10 protein-coding genes and 1 tRNA gene are annotated in these 11851 nt (G+C 66.6%); 4 read left to right on the top strand and 7 right to left on the bottom strand.

Annotation, left to right across the window (positions count from 1 at the left end):
- Positions 1–120 precede the first annotated feature (120 nt).
- The 4 genes from AC5RWG_RS02800 to AC5RWG_RS02785 form a co-directional block, all read right to left on the bottom strand.
- Entirely contained in the window at positions 121–2022 is a 1902-nt protein-coding gene (locus tag AC5RWG_RS02800; RefSeq protein WP_494166383.1) for a glycosyltransferase, read from the bottom strand.
- A 196-nt stretch (positions 2023–2218) separates the two neighbouring features.
- Positions 2219–3754 (bottom strand): endonuclease/exonuclease/phosphatase family protein, encoded by a 1536-nt coding sequence (locus AC5RWG_RS02795; RefSeq protein ID WP_494022970.1) that lies wholly within the window; start codon positions 3752–3754, stop codon positions 2219–2221.
- An 812-nt stretch (positions 3755–4566) separates the two neighbouring features.
- A tRNA-Arg gene (locus AC5RWG_RS02790) sits at positions 4567–4639 on the bottom strand.
- Between the two features lie 319 nt (positions 4640–4958).
- Positions 4959–5813, bottom strand: coding sequence for a hypothetical protein (locus tag AC5RWG_RS02785; RefSeq protein ID WP_493999893.1), 855 nt, complete (start codon positions 5811–5813; stop codon positions 4959–4961).
- A 232-nt stretch (positions 5814–6045) separates the two neighbouring features.
- On the opposite strand from AC5RWG_RS02785, the gene AC5RWG_RS02780 reads away from it, so the two are divergent.
- Positions 6046–6600 carry a single-stranded DNA-binding protein gene (locus AC5RWG_RS02780; RefSeq protein ID WP_494022971.1) on the top strand — a complete coding sequence of 185 codons (555 nt, stop codon included), beginning with the start codon at positions 6046–6048 and terminating at the stop codon, positions 6598–6600.
- Between the two features lie 90 nt (positions 6601–6690).
- Positions 6691–8373 (top strand): energy-dependent translational throttle protein EttA, encoded by a 1683-nt coding sequence (ettA, locus tag AC5RWG_RS02775; RefSeq protein ID WP_493999891.1) that lies wholly within the window; start codon positions 6691–6693, stop codon positions 8371–8373.
- 92 nt (positions 8374–8465) lie between these two features.
- On the opposite strand, the gene AC5RWG_RS02770 is transcribed toward ettA, so the two are convergent.
- Positions 8466–9350: an acyl-CoA thioesterase gene (locus tag AC5RWG_RS02770; RefSeq protein WP_493999890.1), complete on the bottom strand. Its 885-nt coding sequence runs from the start codon at positions 9348–9350 to the stop codon at positions 8466–8468.
- A gap of 155 nt (positions 9351–9505) precedes the next feature.
- Between AC5RWG_RS02770 and AC5RWG_RS02765 the strand changes: the two genes are divergently transcribed.
- Positions 9506–10036 (top strand): acyl-CoA thioesterase, encoded by a 531-nt coding sequence (locus AC5RWG_RS02765; protein ID WP_494022972.1) that lies wholly within the window; start codon positions 9506–9508, stop codon positions 10034–10036.
- Positions 10033–10710, top strand: a complete 678-nt coding sequence (locus tag AC5RWG_RS02760) for a DUF8185 domain-containing protein (protein WP_493999888.1) — start codon at positions 10033–10035, stop codon at positions 10708–10710. The genes AC5RWG_RS02765 and AC5RWG_RS02760 overlap by 4 nt, the downstream gene beginning before the upstream one ends.
- Before the next feature lie 28 nt (positions 10711–10738).
- Here the strand turns inward: AC5RWG_RS02760 and AC5RWG_RS02755 are convergent, their stop codons facing one another.
- Positions 10739–11266 (bottom strand): globin, encoded by a 528-nt coding sequence (locus tag AC5RWG_RS02755; RefSeq protein ID WP_493999887.1) that lies wholly within the window; start codon positions 11264–11266, stop codon positions 10739–10741.
- Positions 11267–11305: 39 nt separating this feature from the next.
- Complete coding sequence (locus AC5RWG_RS02750; RefSeq protein ID WP_493999886.1) at positions 11306–11779, bottom strand: OsmC family protein; 474 nt, start codon at positions 11777–11779, stop codon at positions 11306–11308.
- Positions 11780–11851: the final 72 nt, after the last annotated feature.

Raw genomic sequence — 11851 nt, 5'->3', positions numbered from 1 at the left:
GCGTTTCCACGAAAGTCACCAACTGTTAGCCGGCCGTTAATGTGCGCTGCTGCCTTCCGCACGGCGTGGCCGCCAGCCGGGCGGGAGCCGGTGCGCCGGGATGTGGCGGCGGGCGGCGGGTCAGTCTTGGGGGTTGTGCTTCATCGACAGCGAACCATGCTTCGTGGCGTAGAGCCGGTACGACGGCCTGGCCTCCACCTCGAGGGTGCTGAAGGCGAGCCGCAGTTCTTGGTCGTTCCCGGCCAGGCGGGCGTGGAAGTCAAAGATGTCGCCCGGTGCAGACTCCGGCACCTGCAGCTGCCAGGTTCCGTCGTGAAGGTGGGCGGCTGTCGTCGCCTTGTCGCGCCTACGGCGTACGAAAACCTCCGCCGCCTCGACTCTCCCCGGCCGGGGAGCAAGGCGGAGGATGTCACCTTCCCACCACGCACGCTCGAACAGGCGTTCCACTGTCTTCCCGGTGACGCGGGCCGCGCGCGGAGGCGCCGACAGAACCTGCTGCCATGACTCGACGAAGGTTTCGGCGTTGAACCGGCCCAGGGTCCGGATTGCGTTTTCCCCCATCTTCCGGCGAAGCTCCTCGTCCTCCATGAGGGCGAGGACGCGGTCGGCCAGCAGTCCGGTGTCACCGAAGGGGACCAAACACCCGTTTTCTCCGTCCACGATGACGTCCCGGGGGCCGTAGTTGGCATCGTAGGCCGCCACCGGGACGCCGTAGGACATGCTCTCCAGCAGGATCAGCGGGAATCCCTCCGATTGTGAGGTCAGGAGGGTCAGGCATGCCCCTGCGTAGATGTCATCCGGGCTGTTGGCGAACGGCATGAAACGGACGTGCGGGCGGATGCCCAGTTCGTCGATCAGCGTCTGAATCCGGGTTTCCTCGTCGTCGCTGTAGCCGAAGCCGAACACCTCCAGGCGCGCGCTGGGACGGGAAGCGAGAATCTTGGCAAAGACGCGCATGGCTTCGTCTACGCGCTTTTTCGGGTGGGTGCGGGCCACCAGTACGATCCGGTCGGCGTCGACCGCCTTGTCTTCTTCCCTTGCCGCCGGCGCCACCTGGGGGATCACAGCCAGTTGGTCGCCGTGGCCGAACTCGGAGCGGATGTCTTCCCGCTGGGCTTCGGTGAGAAGAACCACCGAGTCCCATCCGCCAAGGGTCCCCAGGAGCCGGCGCCAGCTCGGGCTGACACCGGAACCAAGCGTGTAGGGATGCTCCAAATGGTTGCTGTGGACCGCGGCGACCTTTCCCAGATTGGGGTGGCGGAGCGAATGGACGACGTCGTCGAGGTTTTCGGCCGGCAGGTTGGGAAGGTTTTCCCGGAATTCCGAGGTGATGACCGGCGCCCGTTCGCCGGCGAGCAGGCGTTCGAAGGCGAATTTGTACAGCTGGCCCATCGACGCGAAGGGCTGTGGCTCAGGGCCGAAGAGGTATGCCTTGCGCCACTGCTTCTCGCCGGGGTTTTGCAGGATGGTGAGAAAGCACTGGCCGTCGCGGCCGATGTAGCGCTGGGCGGTCGGGGTGGCGGAGCCGGGCTGGTAGTCCAGGATCCTAGCGACGCGGCCGTGCTCGTCCAGTTCCCAGCGGCGGGTGCGCAGCCGGTCCGGGCCGAGGTCCTCGACGGCGGCCGGGATCCCGCTGGCGTGGAACCGGACGTAGTGCTCTTGGACTCCGTTGCGGAAGTAGGCGAAGGCCCGGCCGGAAGTTCCGACTGGGAACCGGACGAAGTCGGCGTCGCCGGGCGCCTGGACGCTGGGTCTTGTCTCGAGATCCGGGCTCGGGTCCAATGAGGCCAGCACGCTGCGGACCTTGACGTCGGGGTGCAGGTGGCCGTCGGCCTTCAACTCGGCTACGTCGGCTTCCAGTCGAGGCTGGAAGCCGAGGACCTCGATCCAAACATCAGCGAAACGGTTCTGCTCGGCCAAGGCGCTGGCGCGGGACCGCACGGCCTTGACCAGACCGCCGCGCTTCAGCGCGAGGGTGTTGACCGGGAAGTGCGCGGTCGGCTTCGGCTCAGGTGTCTGCATTGCGGTGGCTGTTGTCCCCATCGTTATCAAGCGGCTCGCCTAGGAGGGCTGAGCCGGCAAGTGTGAGCCCCGGACAGGAATTGAACCTGCGACCAAGCGATCAGGGGCTGCTGGTTTTGGTCCTTTCTCAACATAGCTCATATGCCGCTGGCTTCCGGGTGCAAGGCCCCTGTCGCTCCGTGCCCTGCGGCCGGGCCTACTTCAGCCTCATCTTGGCGACAACCATGTTGTGGTCCGAGCCCGGGGTGGAGCGCAACCGGCCGGCGGCGTCGATGTCGAGCACGTTCTCATAGGAGACGGTGCCGGCAATGTTCTTCGTGAACACGTAGTCGATGCGTCCGAAGGTGGAGTTCTGCTGCTTCTTGTAGCCGTTGGTCGTGGGGTAGCGGAAATCTGTCTTCCTGGCCGAGGAGGCGCTGTCGGTCCAGCCGCCCTTGATGAAGGCCTCGTGCGGCGCGTTCGAGGGCAGTTGGTAAAAGCTGCTGTTCATGTCGCCGCCGGCGACGACCGGGAGGCTGCGGGTGTTGATCGCGTTCATCTTCCGGTTGACGGTCTCCATGGTTGAGGTCTTCGACACGCTGCCGCGGAGCGGCAGCTTGGGGGAGACGTGGAAGGACACGGCGTAGAACTGCTTGCCGGTCTTCTTGGACTTCAGCAGCACCCAGGCCGCGCCGCGCGGGTCCTCGCCCTTGGCGACGGGCAGGGCGAAGGTGCCGCGCTTGAGCAGTGTGTACTTGGAGGTCTTGTACGCGATGCGGTTCACGTATTGCTTCGTGCCGGCTCTTTCCGGGGCTCGGTCGAGGGCGTAGCCGAGCGATTTCAGGCGGGGCTGGAAGTCGGTCATGGCTTTCGTGTTCGCGGTGCCCGGGATATTGACGTTCAGGGCCTCCTGGAGCAGGAGCACGTCCGGGTTTTTCGCCTTGATGGTCCGCAGGTGGGTCATCTTGCGGGTGTTCCAGTGCGGGGCTCCGGTGAGTTTGCAGCTGGCGCAGAGCAGGTTTTGGCTGGCCACGGTCAGTGGCTCGGCGCCGGACACGGCCGGCGCCGCCGGGTAGGCGGTCAGCCGGGTGGAGGTGCGGGTCTTGTAGGTCTTGTTGTGGGCGTAGACGCGGATGAAGCTGGGCATCGAGGAGCGGGAGCCGTGCGTGAGCCTGGTGATCTTCAGGCTGGTGCCCGTCACATTGGAGAAGGTGCGCGGCCGCAGGGTCATGGCCATGTTGTCCGCGATCTTTACGGTGTAGTGGGTGGTGTGCGCGGTCCGGTTCCAGGAAACGGTGATGCTGTCGGTGCCGCCGGCCGTCTCCAGGGTGGTGAACGCGCCGGGGTAGTTGGCCTGGGTGGTCGCCTTCAGCGTCTGCGACCAGGCCGAGCGGAGGTATTCTCCGTAATCACTGCCCGGTTCCCGGTACAGCGCCCGGTACTGGATGTAGTAGGTCGTGGCGTCATCCAAGTCGCCCAGGTAGCGGCTGTTGACCTTTTCGATGACCGGGGCGCCGGCCATGTCCGAGCGCGTGGAGTAGCGGACCTCGTAGCGGTTTGCTCCGGACACCGGATCCCAGGCCAGTGCGAAGCCGGTATGGCCGGCGGAGACCAGTTCGGGTCTGTCCAGGGTGGCAGCCACCTGAATCTCTGCGCTGACTGGTGCCGCCGTAGCGGGGCCGGAGACGAATCCGCCGAGCAGGGACGCGGTGAGCAGTGCGGCCGCGGTGCGGCGCAGGGGAGTGGTCTTCATGACGCTCCTGGGGGAGTGAACGGTCTCTTACAGGAGACACGCGCCGAAACCCCGAAGCCTTCCCCCGCTCAAAGTATGAGCTATTTACCCGGTTTTGCGAAACGATTCATCCGTGCGTTGTCATCCGGCGCGCCGGCCCACCGCTATCACCTACCAATAGCGGGTTAGAGGTACTCGGAAATGGCCGGCCACCGCTGGAGAATTTCTTGGAAGGAAGCCTGCTTTTGCCCGCCAGAGTGGCATTCGTCGCGGCACACGTAATCGTCGGGAACGAAGTGACGTGGCACTCCGGCTGAACAATTGTCGTTCCGCGCTGCCTAGGCGTCGGTCAGGATCTCACGCCGCAACTGCCGCAGGCTTCGCTCGTTGTGGCGGACGACAAAACCTGCAAGCCGTCCTCCCAAGTCCGAGAACGCAGTGATAGGCGTGACACGGAACTGCCCATCCGCCTTTTCCCACACGAGTTGGGCCTGCAAGGTTATGTTCCGGACGGCACTCCGGGGTACGGTGCGGTCCCTAAAGAATCCGAGCACTCTGACTTCGGAGGCTCTCCTGTTCCTCAAAGTCTCTTTAGCGGCAATTCGACGACGAGCAATGACCGTTGAATGTGCTCCGCGAAGTTTTGGGATAGATCCGCCGATCGATAAGCAGGGGGGGGGCGTCCTACCTGCGTGGTCGCATTCTACGGAGCCGTCGGAGAAACCAGTGTAGAACGAATCCGGAGGGTAAGCGGTGAATCCGCTTACCCCTCAGTAGAGCCAAAAGAGCGGCCCGGTTCAGGCATAACGCCTGGGCAGAGCCGCTTTTTGTTGCGCCCCGGACAGGAATCGAACCTGCGACCAAGAGATTAGAAGGCTCCTGCTCTATCCGCTGAGCTACCGAGGCTGATGGCCGGCTACTGTTCACTCACTTGTCCACTCCAATTCCGGAGTCTCCAAATGTGTCCAGTGTGTGCCCACTCTCGTGGACGCCACTGCGGCCGGTGCTTAGTCTAGCAATTCGTTCAAGGCCGGGCGCGATGGCGGCCGCGGTCGTGCTGTCCGTCGTCGCCCAGGGCTGCGACGCACTGCCACAGGGAAGAAGGGTGTACCGATCGATCAGACCCCGTTCCGTCCTGCCGCCCGTCGCCCAGGCTGCGCCGTCGGGGCGGCACAGACTTCCGCGGCTGGGCGTCCGGCGGGCGCCCAGCCGCGGAAGGTACTTGCTACTGGCCGGTTCCGGTGTCGGCGCCACCATCGACCGTGCCGCCCTGCCCATCCAAGCCCTGTTCCGGGATGTCTTCCGGTGCCGGTGTCTGGCTCGGCTCCGGTGCCTGACTCGGTTGCGGGGCAGGCTCGGCAGTCTGGCTTGTTTCCGGGGCAGGAGTTGGGCCCTGTTCGGTGCCGTTAGATCCGCCGCTTCCCGGCTCTTCAGTCTCGGTTGAGCTGTTGCCGCCGACCGAGGGATCGTCCGTGGTCACGGCGTCGTCGGCGTCGCCATCTCCAGTCTTCGCGGGCTCCTCGTCCTGCTTGGCCGGCTTGTCCGTTTGATCCGTGGCCTCCTGGTCTCCGCCCAGGGTGCCAAGGGTCGTCTTGTGGGCGCTTGAGGCATGGTCGATACCCGTAGTCGAGGAGACCAGGCTGGAAATCGGCTGGCTGGTGCCGAGCTCCACCGCGGTGATGCTGACCATCGCGATGGCGAAAGCCGCGGCGCTGGCCAGTCCAACCTTGACCCACGTCATCGGGGCGATGGGCTTTCGGGCGGGTTTAGGCTGCGGTTCGATCGGTTCGGACGGGGCGCTGGCGGCCACCTTTTCGACGTTCCGCAGGGCGCTCATTCGAGCCTTAGGGATTTTCTTCATGGCCACAGTGGCGGCCGAGCTCAGCGTCCGGGCATAGAGCGCGGCGCCAACGGTCGCGACGACGGAGCCAACTGCGGCGCCGATCAGTGTTCCGGCGACGCCGAGAAAGGACCCCACCAATGCGGAGGTTACCGCGGCCAGCGCCGAGGCGATAGTTTGGGCGCCACTCAGTCCGAGAGAGGGCTTGGGCTTGTCGTCGGCAGCGGAGTCGTCAGCCATTTGATACCTAATCCGGTCGGAGATTATTACGGATAGGTAACGATACCTGCCCGCGGACGGTTCCCGGCACGGCCGTTGTTTGAGTGAGACGCTGCCCACACCCGCCCTCCACAAGGACACCGCCCGGCGCCGCGGTCCACATGCCGCGTGGCCCGCTTCACCGCAGGCGCTGGAGCCGCGAGGCTCGATGGTGTCGGCAGGGCGCCGGCGCTACAGCGGACGGGAGAAGAGCATGAGCGACTACATTACGGTGCGCGGGACGGTTGGTACCGAGGTGCAGCAGCGGCGCACGCACGGCGGAGATGCCGTGGCGGAGTTCCGGCTGGCTTGCTCGGGGGACTGGCTGAACCGGGAGACCGGCGAGTGGGTCAAAGGGCAGACCAACTGGTACACCGTTCAAGCGTTCCGGGGCCTGGCGGAGAACCTGTGGCGCAGCCTGGCCAAGGGCGATCCGGTGGTGGTCAGCGGCAAGCTCAAGCTGCGGCAGTGGTCGACCGAGGACGGGAGACGCGGAACCGCTCCCGAGATCGACGCCGACACAGTCGGCCACGACCTGCGCCGCGGCTCTGCCTCGTTCACCAAGATCGCTGTGCCGGCTGCATCGCGCGAGGCCGCTGACGCCGGGCAGGGCGGCGCCGACTACCGCGCGATGGCCCTGGCCGGTGCCCGCGCCGGGGACGGAAATCCAACCGACGGAGAGTTCGGCCTCGAGCCAGGCTTGGGCGGCAGCGGCGGCAACGCCGACGAGGACCGGCAGGAGGAGGCACAGCTACCCCGGGCGAGTTGATCGGCTGGTGGAGTCAATGGGCCGCCGGGACAGGGGGATGCGGTGCGGCAGAATATGTGATCGTGGCGCGCAGCGACTAGCCTTGAGGGCATGGCGGAATTCATTTATACGATGTCCAAGGCCCGCAAGGCCGTTGGCGACAAAGTCATTCTGGACGACGTAAGCATGTCGTTCTTCCCCGGCGCCAAGATCGGTGTCGTCGGCCCCAACGGTGCGGGCAAGTCTACAATCCTGAAAATCATGGCCGGCCTGGACACCCCCTCCAACGGCGAAGCCAGGCTCAGCCCCGGTTACACCGTCGGCATCCTGCTGCAGGAGCCGCCGCTGAACGAGGAGAAGACCGTCCTGGGCAACGTCCAGGAAGGCGTCGGCGAAATCTACGGCAAGATCCAGCGCTTCAACGAAATCTCGGAAGAGATGGCCAGCCCGGATGCCGACTACGACGCGCTGCTCGAGGAAATGGGCAAGCTGCAGGAGGCCATCGACGCGGCCGACGCGTGGGATATCGACTCCCAGCTGGAGCAGGCCATGGACGCGCTGCGCTGCCCGCCGGGCGATGCCGACGTGACCGTGCTCTCCGGTGGCGAACGGCGGCGCGTGGCACTGTGCAAGCTGCTGCTGCAGAAGCCCGACCTGCTGCTGCTCGACGAGCCCACCAACCACCTCGACGCGGAAAGCGTGCTGTGGCTGGAGCAGCACCTGAAGTCCTACCCGGGCGCCGTCCTCGCCGTGACCCACGACCGGTACTTCCTCGACCATGTGGCCGAATGGATCGCCGAAGTGGACCGCGGCCACCTCTACCCGTACGAGGGCAACTACTCCACCTACCTGGAGAAGAAACGCGCCCGGCTCGAAATCCAGGGCAAGAAGGACGCCAAGCAGGCCAAGCGCCTGACCGAGGAACTGGACTGGGTCCGCTCCAACGCCAAGGGCCGCCAGACCAAGTCCAAGGCCCGTCTGGCCCGCTACGAGGAAATGGCTGCCGAGGCCGAGCGCACCCGGAAGCTGGACTTCGAAGAAATCCAGATCCCGCCGGGACCCCGGCTCGGCCAACTGGTCATCGAGGCCAAGGACCTGTTCAAGGGCTTCGGCGACCGCGAGCTGATCAAGGACCTGTCCTTCTCGCTGCCGCGCAACGGCATCGTCGGCGTGATCGGCCCTAACGGCGTCGGCAAGACGACCCTGTTCAAGACGATCGTCGGACTCGAACCGCTGGACGGCGGGGAGCTGAAGATCGGCGATTCCGTGAAGATCTCGTACGTGGACCAGTCCCGCGGCGGCATCGACCCGAATAAGACCCTGTGGGAGGTCGTCTCCGACGGGCTCGACCACATCCAGGTCGGCCAGGTCGAAATGCCGTCCCGCGCCTACGTCTCCGCGTTCGGCTTCAAGGGCCCGGACCAGCAGAAGAAGGCCGGCGTGCTTTCCGGCGGTGAGCGCAACCGGCTGAACCTGGCGCTGACCCTGAAACAGGGCGGCAACCTGCTGCTGCTCGATGAGCCGACCAACGACCTGGACGTGGAAACGCTCTCCAGCCTGGAAAACGCGCTGCTGGAATTCCCCGGCTGCGCCGTGGTGGTCTCGCACGACCGCTGGTTTCTGGACCGGGTGGCCACGCACATCCTGGCCTACGAGGGCACCGAGGAAGAGCCCGCGAACTGGTACTGGTTCGAGGGCAACTTCGACTCCTACGAGCAGAACAAGGTCGAGCGGCTCGGCCCGGACGCGGCCAAGCCGCACCGCGTCACGCACCGCCGCCTGACCCGCGACTAACACGGACAAAGAGAACGGCCGGGCCCCGCTACGGAGCCCGGCCGTTCTCTTTGTCCGGTTCGCTGTCGCCCGTCGGGCGGGGCGACTCCGGCTTACGGAATCCGGATCATGCCTTCCTGGGCGACGGTGGCGACGAGTTCGCCGGCCCGGTTGAAAATCTTGCCGACCGCGAGGCCGCGCGCGCCGGAGGCACTGGGGGAGGACTGGACGTAGAGCAGCCAGTCGTCCACCCGTACCGGCCGGTGCCACCACATGGCGTGGTCCAGGCTGGCGACGCTCATGCCCGGCGTGACCCAGCTGACGCCGTGCTGGCGCAGGATGGGCTCCAGCAGGGTGTAGTCGCTGCCGAAGGCCAGCGCGGCCCGGTGCAGGCCCTGGTCGTCGGGCAGCGGCCCTTTGGTCTTCATCCAGACGGCGTTGACCGCCTGGCGTTCGCCTTTGGCCTGGACATAGAGGGCGTCCTGGACATGGCGGACGTCGAACGGGCGGTGGTAGGCCATGTGCCGGGCCACCGGGTGGTCCACCTTGCCGAGCAGATCTGCGGTGCTCGGCAGGGTTTCCGGGTCCGGGATTCCGTCCGGGAAGTCTTCCTGGTGTTCGAGCCCCTCGGCCGGGGTCTGGAACGAGGCGATCATGGACAGGATCGGCACGCCGTTCTGGTAGGCATGGGTGCGGCGGGCGGAGAACGAACGGCCGTCGCGCAGCCGTTCGACGCCGAAGGTAATCGGCAGGTCGGCGTCGCCGGCACGCAGGAAGTACCCGTGCATGGAGTGGATGGGCCGGTCCGGTTCCACGGTCCGTACGGCCGCGATGACGGACTGTGCCAGCACTTGGCCGCCGAAGACCCGGCCGCGCGGCTGCTTTTCGGAAACGCCGACGAAAATTTCCTCGTCCGTGTTCGCGCCGTCGGCATCGGAGAGGTCCAACAGCTCCAGCAGCACCGCCGTCGGATCGACGTGTTCCTCGATGGCGGTCATGTAGTCTCCTTGCCGATTACCCGCGGGTACGAACACCTCCGACAGTAGTTGGCACCGCTCAACCGCTCAACTCCGGGGCGCCCCCGGATGCCGGAGGACGCCGGTGAGCCAGCGGCGGGTTAGTTGCGGCTCCCGCGCTTTGAGAGGATGGCATCATGCCTACCGTTCCGCACCATGCCCCGAGGTTTCCGATCCAGCTGAGGTTCAGCGACATTGATTCCTACGGCCACGTGAACAATGTGACCTACCTGGGCTATCTGGAAACGGCCCGGGTGCTGCTGCACCAGCTGCGGCCGGAGCTGCCGGCTACCGCCGGCCACGAGCCGGGTGCGACCCTGCGTGAACTGGGCGGCGCCGGGAACCAGACGCTGGTGGGACGGCAGGAAATCGAGTACCGCGTACCGCTGGACTACCGGACCGAACCGGTGCACGTGGGCGTCTGGGTGACGAGGATCGGTTCTTCGAGCTTCGACCTGGGCTACGCCGTCGTGGATGCCGACACAGGGGAATGCGGCACCGTGCATGCCTTGGGAGCCTCGACCATGGTGCTGGTTGCTGCGGCGACGGGAAGGCCGGTGCCGCTGCCGGACGCGTACCGCGCCGCCTTGCAGCTGTGGGCCGGGCCGCCGGTTCCGTTCCGCAACAGTGCGGGCGCGGCCGGTACGACCGAAGAGGCCGCAAAATGATGTCCTCCGGAACACCCGTCCTGCAGCTGTCCGATGTTCAGGTCGCGGCCGACTTGAAGACCTTCGTCAGCCGGTCCCGTGCCGCCGGTGACGGCGCCATCCACCTGCAGGCCTTCGGCAGTGTGCTGGCGGCCTATGTGTGCCTGATGCGGCCGCGGATTCTGGGCGAGGCGACGCCGACGATCCTGGGGCTGCGGGTCATGCCGCTGGCGGCGCCGGCCGCCGTCGAGGAGACCGTCACGCTGGCCTCGGTCGGAGACCGGCTGGCCAGGATGGGGAACGAGGAGACCGGCCTGGCCCTTCCGCCCACGACCGTGACGGAATCCTGGACGGGTGTGCTGCCGCCGCGGTCCGGGTGGGAACACGTCGGCCGCCTCCAAGCCGAGGTGTTGGAGGAGGCTGCCCGGGCGGGCATCCGGGAGATTTCCGAGGCCCTGCCGGACAACCCGGGACAGCTCATCGTCAACAACGCGCGCAGCACGGTCTGGAGCAGGCCGCTGCCCGCCGGCGGCGGACTGCCCGAGTCGGCGGAACTCCCGGCCGGGGCGGCGTTTGCCGCCCTCACGCTGGGCTTCCTCGACGGGAACCCGGCGGCGGTGTACCGGAACGGCCGCTGGCTGCGGCTCAGCACCGGCCGCGGCCACGTGCTGGTGCGCAGCGGCGCCTCGCTGTAGCGGGAGCCGGCCGTGTCGCAGGAGCAGGTCAGGCGCTGTTGACCATGGAGTGGGCGGCGCGCTCGAAGTAGTCCCAGAGCGTCTGTTCGTGCAGCGGCGGCAGTTCCAGGGCATCCACGGCGCGGCGCATGTGCTTGAGCCAACGGTCGCGGGCGTCGAAGTCCACCTTGAACGGCTGGTGCCGCATCCGCAGCCGCGGGTGGCCGCGCTGTTCGCTGTAGGTGCCGGGGCCGCCCCAGTACTGCTCCAGGAACATCCGCATCCGGACCTTGGCCGGCCCGAGGTCTTCCTCGGGGTACATCTGGCGCAGCACGTCGTCCTCTGCGATCCCGTCGTAGAAGACGTCCACGAGCTTCACGAACGTCTCGTGCCCGCCGACGGCGTCGTAGAAGTTGTCCGTGTACGAGGGCTGGCTGAACGCGTTCGCGGCGGCCGGCGCCGGGGTCAGCGTGGCCAGCGGCTGGCCGAAACGGGACGGAAGGGCCGCGCTGTCGGCCGGCTGTGCCGAACCGGGACGCGCGGCGGGCAGTTCGGGGGTCTGGGGTGTTTCGCTCATCGATGGTCTCTGTTCGCTGATGCTGTCATGACCATTGTCTCAGCCCGAGACGACCCGGGGTTCGTGGTGGACGGGGAAGTTCACGCTGCGCGCAATGAAGCAGACCTTGTTGGCATCCGTGTGGAGCCGCTGGGCGAGTTCGGCCTGGCCCGGATCGCCGATGGCCACGCGGGGCCGCAGCGTCACAGACGTGAATTCGCCGCTGCCGTCGCGGTTCAGGCGCAAGGTGCCCTCGGCGTCGTCGTCGTAGGCCGTCACCACCAGCCCGTTCTTCACCGCGACGTGCAGGTAGGAGAGCATGTGGCACTGGGACAGGGCCGTGAGCAGCAGCTGTTCCGGGTTCCAGCGGTCCTTTTTGCCGTGGAAGGTGGGGTCGGCGGTGCCGGCCAGCTCCGGCAGCCCTGCCGCGCGCACCACGTGGTCCCGCCCGTAGCCGCGGTAGCTGGCGGTGCCTTCGCCGCGGTTGCCGGTCCAGTGGAGGGAAACTGCGTAGCGGTGCTCGGAAAGGTTCATGCCGCCATTAAACCCCGTGCTCCCGCAGACCGGCTGTACCGGCCGTGCCGCAGCTGCTTGGAGACCGCCTCT

It is taken from the genome of Arthrobacter sp. Y3221160, from assembly GCF_059092585.1.
The sequence above is the reverse complement of the archived record's forward strand: the minus strand, read 5'-3'. Positions and strand labels throughout refer to the sequence as shown.